The sequence below is a fragment of the Hyphomonas pacifica genome (assembly GCF_000682675.1).
GTDB classification, from domain to species: domain Bacteria; phylum Pseudomonadota; class Alphaproteobacteria; order Caulobacterales; family Hyphomonadaceae; genus Hyphomonas; species Hyphomonas pacifica.
Genome location: NZ_AWFA01000043.1, coordinates 1 through 18,046 on the forward strand (window position 1 = coordinate 1; position 18,046 = coordinate 18,046).

The 18,046-nt window shown below is 60.5% G+C and carries 17 protein-coding genes; 5 read left to right on the forward strand and 12 right to left on the reverse strand.

The features are described from left to right. Together HY2_RS12395 and HY2_RS12400 are read left to right on the forward strand one after the other, a co-directional pair. The coding region (locus tag HY2_RS12395) for an AAA family ATPase (protein ID WP_034828098.1) at positions 1–1,409 on the forward strand (1,409 nt) is incomplete at its 5' end. A 100-nt stretch (positions 1,410–1,509) separates the two neighbouring features. Further along, a complete protein-coding gene (locus HY2_RS12400) occupies positions 1,510–2,712 on the forward strand; it encodes a serine hydrolase domain-containing protein (RefSeq protein WP_034828100.1) in 1,203 nt (400 codons plus the stop codon). 38 nt (positions 2,713–2,750) lie between these two features. Here the strand turns inward: HY2_RS12400 and HY2_RS12405 are convergent, their stop codons facing one another. The 3 genes from HY2_RS12405 to kdsA all read right to left on the reverse strand — a co-directional run bounded on the left by HY2_RS12405 (position 2,751) and on the right by kdsA (position 5,508). Beyond that, positions 2,751–3,995 carry a mechanosensitive ion channel family protein gene (locus HY2_RS12405; protein WP_051594991.1) on the reverse strand — a complete coding sequence of 415 codons (1,245 nt, stop codon included), beginning with the start codon at positions 3,993–3,995 and terminating at the stop codon, positions 2,751–2,753. Between the two features lie 98 nt (positions 3,996–4,093). After that, positions 4,094–4,648, reverse strand: a complete 555-nt coding sequence (locus tag HY2_RS12410; RefSeq protein WP_034828102.1) for a pseudouridine synthase — start codon at positions 4,646–4,648, stop codon at positions 4,094–4,096. A gap of 11 nt (positions 4,649–4,659) precedes the next feature. Next, positions 4,660–5,508: a 3-deoxy-8-phosphooctulonate synthase gene (kdsA, locus tag HY2_RS12415; RefSeq protein WP_034828104.1), complete on the reverse strand. Its 849-nt coding sequence runs from the start codon at positions 5,506–5,508 to the stop codon at positions 4,660–4,662. Between the two features lie 576 nt (positions 5,509–6,084). Between kdsA and HY2_RS12425 the strand changes: the two genes are divergently transcribed. Continuing rightward, the gene (locus tag HY2_RS12425; RefSeq protein ID WP_034828107.1) at positions 6,085–7,188 is read left to right on the forward strand and encodes a PAS domain-containing protein; all 1,104 of its coding nucleotides are present in this window, start codon (positions 6,085–6,087) and stop codon (positions 7,186–7,188) included. Positions 7,189–7,269: 81 nt separating this feature from the next. On the opposite strand, the gene HY2_RS16860 is transcribed toward HY2_RS12425, so the two are convergent. After that, a complete protein-coding gene (locus HY2_RS16860) occupies positions 7,270–7,902 on the reverse strand; it encodes an RcnB family protein (protein ID WP_051594992.1) in 633 nt (210 codons plus the stop codon). Positions 7,903–8,048: 146 nt separating this feature from the next. Here HY2_RS16860 and arfB point away from each other — a divergent pair, with 146 nt between their 5' ends. Continuing rightward, positions 8,049–8,483, forward strand: coding sequence for an alternative ribosome rescue aminoacyl-tRNA hydrolase ArfB (gene arfB, locus HY2_RS12435; protein WP_034828108.1), 435 nt, complete (start codon positions 8,049–8,051; stop codon positions 8,481–8,483). A gap of 3 nt (positions 8,484–8,486) precedes the next feature. On the opposite strand, the gene HY2_RS12440 is transcribed toward arfB, so the two are convergent. From HY2_RS12440 to HY2_RS12475, 8 genes are all read right to left on the reverse strand, one after another. Then, the gene (locus tag HY2_RS12440) at positions 8,487–9,551 is read right to left on the reverse strand and encodes a methyltransferase domain-containing protein (RefSeq protein ID WP_034828110.1); all 1,065 of its coding nucleotides are present in this window, start codon (positions 9,549–9,551) and stop codon (positions 8,487–8,489) included. Between the two features lie 76 nt (positions 9,552–9,627). Continuing rightward, on the reverse strand, positions 9,628–11,208 hold the full coding sequence (gene der / locus HY2_RS12445; protein WP_034828112.1) for a ribosome biogenesis GTPase Der: 1,581 nt from the start codon (positions 11,206–11,208) through the stop codon (positions 9,628–9,630). A 55-nt stretch (positions 11,209–11,263) separates the two neighbouring features. Next, complete coding sequence (locus HY2_RS12450) at positions 11,264–12,625, reverse strand: outer membrane protein assembly factor BamB family protein (RefSeq protein WP_034828114.1); 1,362 nt, start codon at positions 12,623–12,625, stop codon at positions 11,264–11,266. Next, positions 12,622–13,359, reverse strand: coding sequence for a hypothetical protein (locus HY2_RS12455; RefSeq protein ID WP_034828116.1), 738 nt, complete (start codon positions 13,357–13,359; stop codon positions 12,622–12,624). Before HY2_RS12455 ends, HY2_RS12450 begins: the two co-directional genes overlap by 4 nt. A gap of 69 nt (positions 13,360–13,428) precedes the next feature. Then, positions 13,429–14,265, reverse strand: a complete 837-nt coding sequence (panB, locus tag HY2_RS12460; protein ID WP_034828119.1) for a 3-methyl-2-oxobutanoate hydroxymethyltransferase — start codon at positions 14,263–14,265, stop codon at positions 13,429–13,431. Between the two features lie 70 nt (positions 14,266–14,335). Next, entirely contained in the window at positions 14,336–14,737 is a 402-nt protein-coding gene (locus HY2_RS12465; protein WP_034828121.1) for a GFA family protein, read from the reverse strand. Positions 14,738–14,741: 4 nt separating this feature from the next. Continuing rightward, positions 14,742–15,323 (reverse strand): NnrU family protein, encoded by a 582-nt coding sequence (locus HY2_RS12470; RefSeq protein ID WP_034828123.1) that lies wholly within the window; start codon positions 15,321–15,323, stop codon positions 14,742–14,744. A 126-nt stretch (positions 15,324–15,449) separates the two neighbouring features. After that, positions 15,450–15,713 (reverse strand): DUF3297 family protein, encoded by a 264-nt coding sequence (locus tag HY2_RS12475; RefSeq protein ID WP_034828125.1) that lies wholly within the window; start codon positions 15,711–15,713, stop codon positions 15,450–15,452. 163 nt (positions 15,714–15,876) lie between these two features. On the opposite strand from HY2_RS12475, the gene HY2_RS12480 reads away from it, so the two are divergent. Next, the gene (locus HY2_RS12480; protein WP_034828127.1) at positions 15,877–17,892 is read left to right on the forward strand and encodes a putative bifunctional diguanylate cyclase/phosphodiesterase; all 2,016 of its coding nucleotides are present in this window, start codon (positions 15,877–15,879) and stop codon (positions 17,890–17,892) included. The last annotated feature ends 154 nt before the right edge of the window (positions 17,893–18,046 follow it).

Consider the following 18,046-nt stretch of genomic DNA (forward strand, 5'->3'; position numbering starts at 1 on the left):
GCGCGATGGATGCGTCGAACCTTCTGAAGCCTGCGCTTCAGAATGGCGGCCTGCGCTGCATGGGCTCGACCACGTTCAAGGAGTACAAGCAGCACTTCGAGAAGGACCGCGCCCTGTCCCGCCGGTTCCGCAAGATCGATGTGGTGGAGCCGACTGTTCCGGATACGATCAAGATCCTGACCGGTCTGAAATCCCGTTTCGAGGATTTCCACGGCCTGCGCTACACTAATGACTCGATCAAGGCGGCGGTGGAACTGTCGGACCGTTATATCACGGACCGCAAGCTGCCGGACAAGGCGATCGACGTGATCGACGAGGCCGGGGCCGCGCAATGGCTGCTGCCGGCGTCCAAGCGCAAGAAGACAGTGGGCCAGAAGGACATCGAGGCGGTCATCGCCAAGATTGCCCGCATCCCCCCGAAACAGGTGTCTACAGACGATGCCGCTGCGCTGAAGTCTCTGGAAACAGACCTGAAGCGCGTCGTCTTTGGACAAGGCGAGGCCATCGAGGCCCTGTCGGCCTCCATCAAGCTGGCCCGCGCCGGCCTGCGGGAACCGAACAAGCCGATCGGCTCCTACCTGTTCACCGGTCCGACCGGCGTCGGCAAGACCGAAGTCGCCAAACAGCTCGCCTCCATCATGGGTGTCGAGATGCTGCGCTTCGACATGTCGGAATATATGGAGCGTCACACCGTTTCCCGTCTGATCGGCGCGCCTCCGGGCTATGTCGGTTATGATGAGGGCGGCCTGCTTACCGATGGCGTGGACCAGCATCCGCACTGTGTGCTGCTGCTCGACGAGATCGAGAAGGCGCATCCGGACCTGTTCAACATCCTGTTGCAGGTGATGGACAATGGCTCGCTGACCGATGCCAATGGCCGCAAAGTGGACTTCCGGAATGTCATCCTGATTATGACGACCAATGCCGGGGCCGCGGATGCGTCCAAGAACTCCATCGGCTTTGGCCGGGGCAAGAAGGAAGACGAGCAGGAAGAGGCGCTCAAGCGTCTGTTCACACCGGAATTCCGCAACCGCCTCGACGCCACGATCACCTTCGGTGGCCTGACGCCGGAAATCATCGACCGCGTGGTCGAGAAGTTCATCCTGCAGCTGGAAGTCCAGCTGGAAGATCGCAATGTCTCCATCGAGATCACCAAAGCCGCCCGCGAATGGCTGGCCAGGCGGGGCTTTGACGCAGACATGGGCGCGCGGCCACTGGCCCGCACGATCCAGGAGCACGTCAAGAAACCGATGGCGGAAGAATTGCTGTTCGGCGAACTGCAGAAGGGCGGGGTTGTCCATATAGATATCGACAAGGCCGACGAGGAAAAACTCGCCTTCAAATATGTCGCCGACAAGGGCAAGAAGAAAAAGCCCGCCGCAAAAGGCTCCGCTGAAGAACCGGCCTAGGCCTTCGGAAAAACCAGACACGACAAGGGCTGCCCCACGGGCAGCCCTTTCTCATTCTGGCGGCCTCGTTATCCTCCCTGGCATAATGGGAGGAATAGAAATGGCTGGAACTGTAAGCAGGGCGTGCGACCCGAAATTCGCGTCTGTGAGAGAAGAATTCGAGAAAAACTTTGCCGAGCGCGGTGAGGTGGGCGCGTCTGTCTGCCTGTCTGTGAATGGCGAGACGCTGGTGGACCTGTGGGGCGGCGTGGCCAATGCGGCGACCGGAGAGGCATGGCGGGAGGACACGATCTCCATCGTCTTCTCCTGCTCCAAGGCCGCGACGGCGCTGTGCGCGCATATCCTGATTGACCGGGGCGAGCTGAACCCGGAGGCGCTCGTCTCTGAATACTGGCCGGAATTTGCGAAGAACGGCAAAGAGACAACCACCGTCCGGATGATGCTGAATCATGAAAGTGCGCTGCCCACGCTGCGCGATCCGGTCCGCCCCGGCGGCTTTACCGACTGGGACTATATGATCAAGCGCCTGGAGGATGAGGAAGCCTTCTGGGAACCGGGCACCCGCAATGGCTATCACATGATCAATTTCGGCTGGACAGTGGGCGAACTGGTCCGCCGCGTCTCCGGCAAGTCGCTTGGCACCTTCTTCCGGGAGGAAGTGGCGGACAAGACCGGTGCGCGCTTCTGGCTGGGCCTGCCGGAAAGCGAGGATGTGCACATCGCGCCGATCCTGCCCTATGCGCCCAAGCCGGATGACCAGCCGACCGAATTCACGATCAAGCTGATGACCGATCCGGACTCGATCCAGCACAAGAGCTTCATGAACAATGGCGGGTGGGACTTCAACGACCGCAAGGCCCAGGCGGCCGAGATTGGGGGCGGCGGGGGCCTGTCCAATGCGCGCGGGCAGGTGGCGATGTACACGCCGCTCGCCATCAATGACGGCACGCTGGTCTCATCTGACCGGCTGCAGGCGATGAGCATGGTGACAACCGCCACACAACGCGATGCGACCCTGTTGATTCCGACACGGTTCGGGCCGGGCTTCATGAAGTCCATGGACAATCGCGCGCTGAACCTTGGCCCCGGTACCAGCGTCATCATGGGCGACCGGGCGTTTGGCCATGTCGGCGCAGGCGGCTCTATCGGCTTTGCCGATCCGGAAGCGGGCCTCGCCTTCAGCTACACGATGAACCAGATGGGCAATGGCATTCTGGTGAATGACCGCGCACAGAGCCTGATTGATGCGGCCTATCAGTCGCTCGGCTATCGCACCAATGCGCCGGGTGTCTGGGTGAAATAGGCGGCCAGCCAGTATGGCAGGCGCGGGGGCTTGAGGGATCAGCCCTCGTCGTCTGCCTCGCCCATGCCGCGCCGCTGGGCGGTGGCGGCAATTGCCTTCTGCGCAGCTTCGACACCTTCGCTGCGGGCAGGCGGCGCCATGATCTCCGGCGGGTCCATCTCCTGCATGTAGATGGTGCGGCTGGGGAAGGCGAAGCTGGTGCCAGCCTTGGCGATGATGTCCATCACGGCGACGGCGAATTCTTCCTTGATGGCCAGCCACTGGCCCCAATCCTTGGTATTGGTGAAGGTGTAGATCAGGAAGTCGATGGAGCTGGCATTGAAGCTGTCCACGCGCACGAACAGGGCGGCGGCAGGCGGCTTGGCGAAGCGGTCATCATTCCACAGCCAGGCCTCGATCTCGTCGCGGATATATTTCAGCTGGTCCACCGTGGTGCGGTATTCCACGCCGACGACCCATTTGATGCGCCGGTGCGTCATGCGGGAGAAATTCGTTACGGCAGCGTCCGACAATTGGCTGTTGGGCACATAGACCGGGCTCTTGTCGAAGCGGCGCACCAGGGTGGAGCGGAAATTGATCTTTTCCACCGTGCCCTCGACCACGCCGTCCACCTTGATCCACTCGCCCGGCACAAAGCGCTTCTCGGTGATGATCAGAATGCCGGAGATAAGGTTCTTGAACAGGTCCTGCGCGCCGAGGCCGACCGCAATACCCAGCACGCCAAGGCCAGCCAGCAGGGGTGCAATCTGGATGCCCCACTGCTCTGCCACTGCGCCAATACCCAGTATGACCAGGATCACCTGCAGCGCCTTGATCATCCAGTCCACCGCGGCAGACGACAGCGCATTGCGCAAACTGACGAACAGGAACTCAAACGCGTTGACCGCGCGCGACAGTGTCCAGAACACGGCCAGCGTGATGACCGAGCGCAAGATGAGGTTGGCATAGATCTCCGCCTGCCCGGAAATGTTCGTCACCTGTAGCGCAATGTAGATGCCGATGATCACTGGCACGATCTTCAGGGGCGTCGCGATGGATTTGACCAGCGCATCGTCGGCCTGTGTCTTCGTGCCAGCGGCGACGCGCATGATTGAGGCAACGACCAGCCGCGCGAACAGGCCGCGCAGGGCGATGGCTACCATCATGATCAGCACAGAGATGACGATCTCGCCAAAGGTCAGCCCATAGGCGCCCTCATTCCAGACGGAGGCGATATAGATCGCGGTATCTTTAACAGATTGCGGGGCGTTCTGGTCCAGCCAGGTTTCAAGGGAGGAAGGCATAAGGCAGCTCTCCATGTCTGGCCCAAATGGCGGGCGTGGCAGGTGCGATGGAGTGCTGTGTGCTAATCTGTGTTACGCGGCCTGTGAAGACTTTGGCCTCAGGCCTTTATGTCGCGCCATTCTCCGCTGCTTAGACCGTCCAGTGTCCAGTCACCCACACGGGCGCGGATCAGGCGCAGCGTCGGGTGGCCGACAGCGGCGGTCATGCGGCGCACCTGGCGGTTGCGGCCTTCGGTAATGGTCAGCTCGACCCAGCTGTCCGGTACGGATTTGCGGAACCGGATCGGCGGATTGCGCGGCCACAGATTTGCGGGCTCAGCTATCGGGCGCACCTCAGCCGGGGCCGTGCGGCCATCATTCAGATCCACGCCGGTTTGAAGCGCGGTGAGGGCGGCTTCGTCCGGAATGCCCTCCACCTGCGCCCAATAGGTCTTGGCCAGTTTGTGCTTCGGATCTGAGATGCGGGCTTGCAGCTTGCCATCATCGGTAAGGACCAGGAGACCCTCACTGTCACGGTCCAGCCGCCCGGCCGGATAGACATGCGGCACGTCCATATAGTCAGACAGGGTTTCGCGGGTGCTGGCCAGTGTGCCCTTGTCGGTGAACTGGGACAGCACATTGAACGGCTTGTTAAACAGGATGAGGCGCGCCATCAGCCCGCCGATCAGGCGTTTACAACCGCGTGAAGGGATTTCAGCGTTGTCAGCAATCCCTCCGCGGAGGCGATGGGAAGACAGCTCGGCCCGTCACACAGGGCCTTGTCCGGATCGGTGTGGAATTCCAGGAACACACCATCGGCGCCGGCGGCAATCGCGGACTTCGCAATGATCGCGACACCGTCACGGCGGCCCCCGGTTGAGGCGCCGGCTGTGCGCGGGTCAGCGCCCGGCAGCTGAACAGCATGGGTCGCATCAATCGTCACCGGGCAGCCGAGCTTCTGCATCTCCGGAATGCCCAGCATGTCGACGACCAGATTGTTGTAGCCAAAGGACGAGCCGCGCTCGCACAGGATGACGCCAACCTCAGCGGCCTCGCCAATCTTGGAGACGATGTTCTTCGTGTCCCAAGGCGCGATGAATTGCGCCTTCTTCACCTGGATGAGGCCACCGGCGGCGGCGGTCGCCTTGGCGGTCGCGACCACGAGATCGGTCTGGCGGCACAGGAAGGCCGGGATCTGAACGATGTCTGCCACATCGGCGACGGCTTCGGCCTGGCCGGCCTCATGCAGGTCTGTACAGATCGGCACGCCCAGCTTCGCCTTTACGGAGGCCAGCACTTTCAGCCCGTCTTCCAGGCCAGGTCCGCGATAGGATTTGATGGAGGAGCGGTTCGCCTTGTCGAAGCTCGCCTTGAAGACATAGGGCAGGCCCAGCGCGTCGCAGATGCGCTTCAGCTCCGTGCCGACTTCCATGGCCAGGCCTTCATCTTCCAGCACGTTGAGGCCCGCAATCACGGAGAGCGGTTTACCGGTTCCGATGGTCCAGCCGGATTTTCCGTGAGTCAGAACGGACATGTCACTCTCCTTCAAGGGCATATGCAGCGTGATGTGTGTGGCCGCCTGAATAGCCTTGTTTCAGATCAGGTGAAACCCGTATCGCTCAGGCCGGGAAGGGCGGTAAGATGGCAGACAGTCCAGAATCAAAGAAGCCGCCCGATATGGACGGCTTCCGTGAGCCCCTGGGACTCAAAAGGTTCGGCAGCGTTTCAGCTTGCCTTCAAATATCTCTAGACGCTGACCGGAGGCTGCTCCTGCCAGACACCATAGGATATAAACCTTTTGATCCCATATGGTTTCTCACTCGACATGAATCACCTCCTTTCAAGCGTGCAGCAGGCACGGACTTTGTCCAGAACCATCCCGGACGAATCAAAGCTAAGCATGATTTGCGCCAGAACAAAGTTAACATCGGGGCGTTTCAGGTCACATTTTTGAGGCCGCATGAAAATTGTCCGAAAATTCAGGGGTGAGACACAGGCGCTGCAAAAATGTGCGGAAACGACGAAATTTGATCGAATGGCTTAATTTCGAGCGTACCTTAAGACGGTATTTCTGTGCGCTTGGGTATATTAAATACAGGGTTTGCACGACATGCGAGCGGTTACCTTCAATATTTGCGATGATCATAAAAGGGACCAGCTCGCCGTAGATATTCTGCAGGATCTCTCCTCTTCCGCCTTCATCTCCATCCTCAATGCCAGTCCGAACTGTATCAAGATTATCGACATGGACGGCGCGCTCGAATTCATGAATGTGAACGGGCAGTGCTCTATGGAGATTGATGACTTCTCCTCCGTCGAAAGTCGGCAATGGTGGACGCTTTGGCCCGCCGAAAGCCAGGCGCTGATTCAGGATGCCGTCCAACGTGCCAGTCTGGGGGAGATCAGCCGGATTGAAGCCTTCTGTCCCACCGTTAAGGGTCAGCCCCGCTGGTGGGACGTCACCGTCTCTCCGATCAGGGACGCGCAGGGCCATGTGTCCCGTATCCTGTCGGTTTCACGGGACATTTCAGAGCAGTACAAGCGCGAGGAACGCCTGCGCCAGAATGAGGCCATGCTGCAGGACCTGTCGCATTCCCAGGCCGCCATGCTGGATAGCCTGTCTCTTTCTGCGACCTTGGGTCGGAGGTCTGTCAGCCAGTGGATGAACAAGAGTTTTTCCCTCATCGCCGATCTGCTCGGAGTGCAGTCAGTAAAGGCGCAATCGGATGAAACCCGCGCCGCGCTGCAGGTCGCGTCCACTCGGGTAAATGCCATTGCCAAGATTCAGGAGCAACTCGCCCTGCTGGGGACAGCTGACGAGGTAAATCTGGCGGAATATTTGCCGGGCCTTCTCGGCCAGTTGCGTGAAGTATTCTCCGCCCGCGCTATCCAGCTGTCGGTCAATGTCGCGCCGAAAATCGTGACCTATGAAATGGCCGTCTCCCTCAGCATGATTATTACCGAATTGTTTGCCAACACTGTTTCGCGCAGTCGTAACCAAGACTGTCTTGCCGATCTCTCCTTTAAGGCAACGGAAGAGGGCGGCCAGCTGACATTCGTGGATAATGTCGAGGGCGGAGTCACAGAGCCTGCTGTCAGGTATGCCAGCCAGGTGGGCGGGGCAAACATCTCTATCCATGTGCAGCAGCTGGGTGCAACATTCCTTCAGGAGCGCTGTCAGCCAGAGGGCATGTGCACGCAGATTACTTTCTAGGGGGCTTCACCCTCGACGCAAAAGACCCGGACATGTGTGTCCGGGTCTTTTTCACATCCAGGTCCTGTAGGGTTAGGCCCCTTAATCGTAGGCCAGCGCGCCGATGACCAGGCCAATGATGGCGCCTGTGGCGGCAGAGGCGAGGATGGCGTCTCCGCTGTCATAGTCGCGGGCCCAGTAATAGCCAGGCGGCGGCGCATAGAGGCCATAGCTGACATAGTCATGAATATAGATGGTGCGCTGGTGCGGACGATACCAGCCGCCAACGGCATAGCGCGGGTGATAGCCCTGGCGGTAATACGGGCCATAGGCACGGCCATAGCGCACATAATTATGGCGCGGAGGGGCATAATGGCGACGCGGCGGATTGTAGTAATGGTGAACCACGCGCGGCGGACGGCGATAATCATGGCGTCTGTCATGATGGTGCCCGCGGCGATAGTCATTCCTCCAGCGGGAGTCATGACGGCGTCCCCGATGGTCGTCGCGGCGGTGCCAGTCTCCCCGGCGCGAGTCTCCGCGGTTCCAGTCTCCCCGGCGGCCATCATGGTCGCGGCGATGATGACCATCTCCGCGATGGTGCCCGTCATATTGGCGGTCTCCGCGATGATGCTCGCCCCGTCTACCCTGATCCGCAGAGGCAATCGGGGCGGCGATCAGGCCGAACGTGGCCGTGGCAGCCAGTAGAGCCGAAAGCGTCTTGTACAGTTTCATGGCGGGCAATGCCTCCAAATCTGGCCCCAACGCCCTACGTTTCACGCATGATCGGGGCGGCCTGTTCCCGCAGTGAAGCGGGCCTATGTGTGAAAGCTAGGCGGGCGGGGCTGAACTCTGGCTGAACGGCATGTTAAGGAAAGTCCATGTCCGAATTTGGGGATCTTCGTATCAATGACGAGCTGACGCTGCCGGCCTGGGAGTTGTCGGAGAGCTTTGTGCGCGCCTCGGGGCCGGGCGGACAGAATGTGAACAAGGTGTCCACTGCCGTGCAGCTGACCTGGCATGTGGAGGCGTCCTCCCTGCCGCCGGAAGTGAAGGTCCGCTTTGCAAAATTGTTCGCCAGCCGCATCACCAAAGACGGCCGTCTGATCGTGGAGGCCGCAGAGCATCGCAGCCAGGTGCTGAACCGGGAAGCGGCCAGAAAGCGGCTGGCCCAGATGATCGACAAGGCCTCACGCAGGCCCAAGCGCCGTATCCGGACCAAGCCGACCTATGGCAGCGTCAAGCGCCGCCTGAAGTCCAAGAAACAGCGCGGGGAAATCAAGGCCCTGCGCGGCAATGTTGATCCGACCGAATAGGCTTTAGCAGCAGCCGCCTACCGGGGCCGGGCTGCTGTCTGTCATTGTCTCTGCAAAGACATCTGGCGCAGCACAGCCGGGGAACAGGCCATAATGGGTCTGCCCATCGCCGACCACGTCGAAATAGGGCGCAAAGCGCGTCTCCATCAGCATGGCCAGCGTATTGCCGCAGACCGGGAAGACGCGACCCGCTTCAATCTCATGCTCTGCATCCAGAACAAAGACACGCTCCATGCCTTCAACGCCACCCTTGTAGATCACGGCCTGGCCGTAATCCTCGCAGGCCGCATCGGGGTCTTCCAGCTTCATCAGGCGCGCCGTGACCGAAGCAAAGCGGATCGGTTCCACCTTGGCTTTCAGCTTCGGGTCGATGATGGCGAGACGGCGGTGGCTGACCACGCGCGGATCAGTAAAGCCGGAGGCCTTGGCGATGCTCTGATAGTCGCCCCAATAGAGCGCGCCGGACAGGCATTCTCCGTACAGTACGGGATCGTTGACCAGCGCTTCAGGGACGCGGCGGTCTGCATAGACATCTGAGAAGTAAAGCTCGCCGCCCGGCTTCAGCAGGCGGTGGGCCTGGCGGAACACTTCCGGCTTGTCTGTGCAGAGATTGATCACGCAGTTAGAGATAATCAGGTCAAAGCTGCCGGGGGCAAGGTCCAACTCGCCCAGCTTTTCCAGCTCGCCTTTCACAAAGCGCGTATTCGGCGCGTCATAGCCGAAGCGTTCGGCATGCCAGGCCTCATGTGCGCGGGCGACCTCCAGCTGCTCGTCCGTCATGTCGACGCCGGTGACGTGGCCGTTCGGGCCGACCAGCTTTGCCAGCGCGAACACATCGCGCCCTGCGCCGCAACCAAGGTCCAGAACCTTCAGCCCCTCCAGCGCGGCGGGGATGGCGAGGCCGCAGCCATAATATTTGGCGGCGACCTCATCATGCACGGCGGCGAGGGCGGCAGAGACATGCGGCGGGGGCGCGCCTTCGGTCGTGCAGGCATCGGTACGCAGATCCGCGCTGCCTTTCAGCGTTTCACCATAATAGGCTTTCACGACATCCTGAATCTGGTTCATGTCCGCTCTCCGTATTGCATCATCGGCGTGACCCTAAGCGGCTGATGAATGGCTTTCCAGTCACGGATGCGTGTGATCAGTATTTCTTCTGCTTGGTTTTGCCAGCGGCGCGGTTGGCAGCCTTGTTTGCGCCTTTGCCATAGGTTTTGGCCGGCGGCTTGCGAGCCCCCTCAGCCTTGTCGGCATAGGGGTTCTTGCCCTGGCGCACTAACAGGCGGATCGGCACGCCGTGCATGTCGAAGGCCTCGCGCAGCTCATTGACGAGATAGCGCTTATAGGTTTCCGGCATCTGGTCCCCACGTGACGCGATCAGCACGAAGGTCGGCGGGCGGGCCTTCATCTGCGCCATGTAGCGCGGCTTGATGCGCTTGCCCTGCACGCTTGGCGGCGGGTGGCGCTCAATCGTGTGGCGCAGCCAGCGGTTCAAATCGCCGGTTTTCACGCGCGCGGTCCAGTCTTCATACACTTTCGCCACGGCGGGCATCAGACGGTCCGTATGCCGCCCGGTCAGGCCGGACAAGAATACGACGGGCGCGCCGCCGGCATTCGGCATCAGACGATTGGCCAGATCGCGAATGTGACGGGCGGCCTCGTCCGGCTTCTTCACCGTGTCCCATTTGGAAATCACCAGCACGACGCCGCGGCCTTCGCGCAGGGCGAGTTCGGCGATCTGTAGATCCTGTTTCTCCATTGCCTCATGCGCGTCCATCACCAGGGCGATGATGTCGGCATATTTCAGGGAGCGGATCGTCTCTCCCGTGGACATGCGTTCCAGCCGTTCCTGCACCTTGCTCTTGCGGCGCAGGCCCGCGGTATCGACCAGGCGGATGCGGCGGCCTTCCCATTCCCAGTCAATGGAAATGGAATCGCGCGTGATGCCCGCTTCCGGGCCGGTCAGCAGGCGGTCTGATTGCAGCAGCTGATTGATCAGCGTGGACTTGCCGGCATTCGGGCGGCCGACAATGGCCAGCTTGATGGGCTTGTCATCGCGGGGCGGTTCGGGCGCGATGTCGACATCGGCAGCCTCGATGGCGGCGACCAGATCGTCATCGGAGACGCTGAGGTCATCAATGTCGATATGCGCCAGCTTTTCCAGAATGTCTTCGGCGGCGCGGGGGTCATAATCCTGTTCGGCTTCCTGCATCGCCAGCTCGAAGGCTTCCTCGCCCAGCGCACGGCGAATGGCTTCGAACAGATCGGCCATGCCTTCGCCATGCTCGGCGCTGAGGCCGACCGGGTCGCCCAGCCCCAGATTCCAGGCTTCCATCAGGCCGGTATCGCCCTGGCGGCCTTCAGCCTTGTTGGCGGCCAGCACGATGGGAATGCCTGACTTGCGGAGCAAAGCGGCAAAATTCTCGTCTTCCGGGGTGACGCCGACGCGGGCATCAATCAGGAAGAGGGCGAGTTCGGCCTCGGCAATCGCGGCTTCCGTTTGCTGGCGCATCCGGGATTCCAGGCTGTCATCATAAGCCGTCTCATAGCCCGCCGTGTCGATCAGGATCAGCGGCATGGAGGCGAGATAGCCCTCGGCCTGTTTCCGGTCACGTGTGACGCCCGGCTGGTCATCGACCAGCGCAATTTTCTTGCCGACCAGTCTGTTGAACAGGGTCGACTTGCCGACATTTGGACGCCCGACAATGGCGAGTTTCAATGGCATGGCTCAGCCCGCTCCAATGCGTTATCGCGAGAGCGCGCCAGCCCGGCGCACCTCGCTACTGAATGGCGATGAGTTTCGCGTCATCGGTCAGAACAAAGAGTTTGCCCTGTACCGCAATCGGCTCGATGTAGACAGTGTCCTTCAGCGCAAGCGAGCCGACCTGCTCACCTGTCTGCGGATCGAAGGCCATAAGGTCGCCACGTGAGGAGATGACGATGACGCGGCCAGACGCCACAATCGGGCCAACATAGCTGATGCGCTTCTTTTTCTTCTTCTCGTTTTTGTATTGCGGCAGCTCTTTCACCCAGAACGCATTGCCGGTGCTGACATCCAGCGCGGCGAGCGTGGCGTCTGTGCCGACCACGAACAGGTATTGGGAGACCAGGGCAGGGGCCTGCGTGGAGCCGATCTGCTGGCTCCAGATGCGGTTGCCGCTGCGTCCGTCAATCGCAATCGTGATGCCGGACTGGCTGGACGCGAAGACGAGGCCGCCGGCCAGAACCGGGCGCGAGCCAATATCGTTGATCTCGGAGATCGGCGTGAACCGGCCGGCCTGGGAGATCGCATCCGTCCACAGACGGCGGCCATTGGAGGCCAGATAGGCGATAATCTCACCGGAGGAGTATGGCGCGATCACGAATTCCTCGATGGCGGCAGGGCTGGGGCTGCCCAGAACGCGCGCGGTTTCGGCAATGGCCTGATCACTCCAGGCAGTCTCGCCGGTGTCGAGGTCCAGCGCGAAAATCTCGTTGTTGTTGGAGGCCACATAGACATAGCCATCCTTGACCGTCGGGGCGCCGGTCATCGGCGCAGTCAGGCGCTTTTTCCAGACTTCGGAGCCGTCATTGGCATTCAGGCGCGCAACATAGCCATAGCCGCTGGCCACGATCAGAGTGCCTTCATGCAGGGCCAAGCCACCGCCAAGGGCTGTCTTGTCGCGCTTGGTCAGCCCTTTCAGCCCTTTCAGCCCTTTCTTCCACAGTGTGCGGCCATTGGAGATGCTGGTGGCATAGATGGTCTGGTTGGCATCCATCGTGAAGATGGCAGTCTCGCTGGCGACCGGCGGGGTCGTCACGGCGGACTTGTTGCCAGAACCCTTGCCAACAGAATTGCGCCAGGCAACTTTCAGCTGGTTGGCAGCATTGACGTGACCCGGCACTTTGGCAGGCGTCGCACCAGCTTCCGGCCAGCTGGTGATGTCCTTGGCTTCCGGCAGCTCGATGGTGACTGTGGCCAGATCTGTGCTCGGCTGAAGCTTTTCATCCGTCAGCACCATCGCTACGCGGCCAGCCTTTTCGGCTTCGCTCGCTTCATCCTTTGCCTTGGAGCCGTTCATAAAGGGAATGGAACTACAGGCGGACACAGCGAGCAGCGCAGCTGCCGCCACCATGAGTTGGGTTGGGCGCGATAGCCTCATTGGCCAGTCTCCTCGGTTTCAGCAGGGGCGTCAGGCGCGGACGCGCCGGTCTCTTCCTGTGTGTCGATGTCCGCCGGGATTTCGGCTTCTGGTGCAGCCGGGATCGCCGCCAGGGCAATATCGGCGCGGCGTTTGACGCCTTCCGGGGCCGCAGCATCAAAGCGCAGGCGGTTGAATTCGGCGCGGGCCCGGGCAATGTCGCCGCTTTCAAAGGCCTTTGCCGCGACCAGTTCGCGGGCCAGCGAGCCGAGCGCGCCCGGATCTTCCAGCAGGCTGCCCAGAGAGCTTTCCAGTTCGCTGAGAGACTGGTTGTCGACCGTGAAATAGGCACTCTTCAGAATGGACAGGCGCGCATAGGGGTCGCCTTCAAAGGCCGCGACATCAGACAGGCTGCGCGCGGCGCCAGCGGCGTCTCCGCCCCCTTCATACTGGGCCTGGGCCAGATATTGTGCGGCCAGCGGGGAAATCTTGCTGTCGCTGTCGACCAGGTTCTTGAACGCGGTTTGCGCCTCGGCATAGTCGCCATCTTCCAGCAGGCTGGCGGCGCTCTCAAACGCCTTGGCCCGCTCTGCGCGGGATTCTTCCATCTGCGGACGCAGCACAAATTCATTCAGGGCGACGGCCCCGATCAGCAGGGCTGCTGCACCATAGACGAACGGCCTGTAGCGCTTCCACAGGCCCTCCATCTTGTCCTGACGCATGCTCTCGTCGACTTCGTCAAAAATGTCGCTCAACTGGGCGCTCCGATCGGATAATCTGATTTCGTGGGGAACCTAGACGTGCCCGCGCCCTGCTGCAACGTGTCAGGGCTGTTTCGGCGCAGGTTTTCGCAGGGAATAGGTTTCTGATTTTCCGGGAAACTCCCGCGATCTGACGTCAGCCGCGTACTGGGCGAAGGCCTTGTCCATATCCGTGCGCAGGTCGGCATAGTGGCGCACAAATTTTGGTGCCCAGTCGAACAGGCCCAGCATATCCTGCGCGACCAGCACCTGCCCGTCGCAGGAGACCGAAGCGCCGATGCCGATTGTCGGGCAGCTGACTGCGGCTGTGATTTCGGCGGCGAGGTCTTCCGTCACACCTTCGATCACGATGGCGAATGCGCCCGCCCAATCTGCTGCGCGGGCTTCGTTCAGGACAACTTCCCGCTCTGCCTTGGTGCGACCCTTGGCGCGGAAACCCCCGTCGACATTGACGGATTGAGGGCGCAGGCCCACATGGGCCATGACCGGGATGCCGCGCTCGACGAGGTGAACGATATGCTTGGCCGCATATGCGCCGCTCTCGATCTTCACGGCCTGACAGCCGGTTTCCTTCATGATCCGCACTGCGTTCAGGAAAGCCTGGTCCTCGCTGGTTTCATAACTGCCGAAGGGCATGTCGACGACGACGAAGGCCTGCTCCGACCCGCGCATGACTGCCTGGCCGTGCAGGATCATCATCTCCATCGTCACGCCGACGGTGGACGGCAGGCCGTGGACGACCATGCCGAGACTGTCGCCGACGAGCAGCATGTCGACATGCGGGTCCATCAGTTCGGCCATCGGCGCGTCATAGGCCGTCAGCATGACCAGCGGCGTGCCGTTCTTGGCCTTGGCGATGTCCTTGACCGTTTTGCGGGAGGTTTGACTTTGTTTTGACATAGAGAGCCGATTAGCGCGCCTCAGACCAGCGGGCAAGCGAGCGCTTGTGAACGGTTTGACAGGTCAGCGCTTAACTGCGCCCGCGTGGGAAGTGTTGCAAGGCGGTGGGGATTTCCACCCAGTCATGCCGGGTTTCTTCCCAGACCGAGCGGATGGGGGCCGGAAAGTGCGGATCCGCAATCGCGCCGACCGCCACGCCTGCAGCATCGGCATGCTTCTCTGTTGTCCAGTAGACGCTGGAGCCGCAGGTCGGGCAGAAATGGGTGGTGAACGCGCCACCGCTGTCGCCGGTGCGGGTCCAGGTTCTGGACTCGCCGGAAATGGTCAGCGCGCTCATCGGGTAATAGGCGGCGACGCCAAAGGGCGATCCGCTGCGCCGCTGGCAGGCCGTGCAATGGCAGGCCACGACGGCAGGGGTGAGGTCCTCAGCGATCAGGACACGCAGATTACCGCAGGAACACCGGGCTTCCACAGGGTTAAGCCGGGATCACGGGCACGCCGAACAGCAGGGCGTGCAGGTGGAACATGATCGCCATGTAGAGGCCTGTTCCGATCACCACCGCCAGCACATCTGGCAGGGCAGAGACGGGCGCATCGCGGGGCGGGCCATTGTCGCCGCGCTTCTTCACGGCAATCCGGTCAATCACTGCATAGGCCAGGAAGCTGCCGAACAGGATGACGGAATTTAATTCACCATTGGCCAGGAGGTGGCCGAAGGCCCACAGTTTCACCGCCACCAGCATCGGGTGCTTCAGCATGCGTTTTACGTGCCCGGTCGGCAGATAGGCCGCCACGAGGAAGATCAGCGCGGGCAGCATCAGGCCCATATTCGCATGCCGCCCCCAGCTGGGCGGGGCATAGACATAACCCGCACCACGGCTGGCGCCATAGCCGTACACGATCAGCACGAAGCCGATGATCGAGACCAGACTGTAAAGGCCCATATAGGGCGCATAGCCCAGCTTGCGCTTCAGATCTCTGGCCGGCACGCGGCTGCGGAAAGCCGAAAACAGGTGCGGGCCGAAGAAAATCACGAGCCCCAGGATCAGGTAAAGCATACAGTCGTCCTCCCATACCGAGAGGAGGTTAGGTGATTTTCCCCCAAGGGGAAAGCGCCCTGAGCGCAACCGAAAAGAGATTTACAGGATGTAGCAGCCTGGAGAGAGGGGAAGGGGCATTAAGCCTCAGGCCCCTGGTGCTTCGTCCTTGCCTTCGTCATCATACCAGACTTCGACGGTGCCTTTGAGCTTCAACGTCAGCGGCTTTCCCTTACGGTCCAGCGCCTTGCCGGCGGCCACGCGAATCCAGCCTTCGGACACGCAATATTCTTCGACATTGGTTTTCTCAACACCGTTGAAACGTACGCCAATCGGGCGTTTCAGCAAGTCCGCGTCATAGTACGGGCTGTCCGGGTCAATCGCGAGTCGGTCGGGCAATGTGTCAGTCATGACCTGCTCTTTGCCAGCGATTGCAGGAAAAGCAAGAGCCCAGGCGCAAGAGAAGGGGGGTGAAGACAAGGTTAATGCCGTCGTGAGGAATTTTCCAAGCTCTGAACCACAACTTCAGGTTTCTGTGGATAATAGGCTTACCTGGAAGAAAACCGGTTAGTAGATGGACAGTAAGATCGACCTGAAAGCGTATCGCACAATGCTGCGCAAGGCGCGGACCTCTGATGAGGCCGTAGCGGTAGAGCAGCTGCGCGCAATTGCCCAAAACGTGCCGCCGCTTTACACGATGCTGAGCGTTGCCGCCATGTCGTTGGGGTTAACCTTTCTGGACATCGGCCCCCTGCATCTGACCATTGGTGTTCCGGCCCTTTTCATCGTTGTCAGCGTTCTGCGCATTGGCTGGTGGACCCACGAGAAAGTCGAGAACTACACATATGAGGCCGTGCGCCGTGGCCTGTTGTCCATGGAATGGCTTTCCTATCTGCTGATCATCTCCCTGTCGTGCTGGGTCGGGTTGCTGCTGCCTTATGCCGACGATACCCACGCGGCCTATCTGGCGTTCTTCACGGCCTTTACCGGCTCCTCCGCTACGATCTGCGCAATGCCGCGCCCGCGCCTCGTGGTTGGTGCGCTGCTGGCGACGTTCGGGGCGTTCTGCCTCTTGTTCCTGCCGCGGGGCACATCCTTTTACGTCTTCATGGCAGTCCATCTGGCAACCACCTTCTTTGTTTTCTTCATGTTCTCCTACATTTACAAGAAGCGCATCGAGCAGACCGTCATGCTGCACAATGAGCTGGTGAGCGAGAATGAGCGTGCCTCTGGGCTGGCCGAGTCCAACCGCTATCTTGCCCTCTCCGACACATTGACGGGCCTGCCGAACCGGCGTCGATTCTTTGAGCAGATCAGTGTGTTCTTCGAACGCTCTCCGAATGGTCAGCTGCCCGTGGTGGGCCTGGTGGATCTGGATGGTTTCAAGCCGATCAATGACGTGTACGGTCATTCGGCCGGGGACTCCGTGCTGATCGAGACAGCGGCGCGTTTGCAGAGCCTGATCGCAGATCATAATGGCGGCATTGCACGCCTCGGCGGTGACGAGTTTGCTTATGTGCTGCCGTGGAACACGACGCCTGAACAGGCGAAGGAGTTTGCAGAGTCCATCCTGAAAGTGATGGAGCGGCCCTTCATGCTGCCCTGCGGCAATATCAGCCGTGTGTCTGCGTCGATCGGATATTCCTCTCGCGACTTCGATGTGGATTCGGCCAAGGATTTGATGGAGCAGGCAGACTTTGCCCTGTTCCGTGCCAAGGAAACCGTCGACAAGTCGATTGTCCGTTTCTCCGCCATCCACGCTGCCAGCAAGCGCCGCGAAGTGCTGGTGCATCAGGCCTTCAAGAACGCCAATCTGGATGACGAAATCCATCTGGTGTTCCAGCCGATTGTCAATTCGACAGATGGCACGATGAATTGCTGCGAAGCGCTTGCGCGCTGGGATAGTCCCGAAATCGGCATGGTGCCTCCGGGCGAGTTCGTGCCGATTGCCGAAAAGGCCGGCATGACGCAGGAAATGACCATGGCAGTGTTCCGCAAGGTCATAGATCAAATGAAAGTGTGGCCGGATTCCGCGCGCGTCTCTGTAAACCTGTCGGCCCAGGATGTGAATAGTGAGCAGTGTACGGATGCTGTTGCGGCGCTGCTGATGGTTCAACCTGCCAGCTTGCGCAGGCGTATCTCCATCGAGGTGACGGAATCCTCTCTGCTGACGGATTTTGAACTCGTCCGCGCCAATTTGTTCAAGTTCCGCGAACTGGGTGTGAAAATCGCGCTGGATGATTTCGGAACGGGCTATTCCTCCCTGCGCTATCTGCAAGAGATCGAATTCGATGTCGTGAAGATTGACCGCAGCTTTGTGCGCTCGATCGAGGAGAACGGAAAGAGTTTCGGTCTTGTGCGGACGATCCAGCAGCTATGTCGCTCGCTGTCTGTCACCTGCATTGTTGAGGGTGTGGAAAGCCGTGAGCAGCTGGAATATGCGCGCTCGGCCGGCTGTGTTTTCGTGCAGGGCTATTATTATTCCCAACCGCTGATGGCCGACAAGCTGGTGCCATATCTTCTGCATGAAGAGAGCTTTGAAGACTATCGCCAGAGCCTGGGGCTGAAGACGATCGGCGTCGCCTCCTAGGTTTGCCCGCATTTCCAGCTGCACATGCGACGCCCGTGAAGGCGCTTCGTTTCTGGAAAATGAGTTTTCATCCGTGAGGAGACGGGTCAGGTGTCCGGGCGTGGCAAAGGGCCGCCTTTCACACTGGCACTGATCCCGGCGAAAGCCGGGATGC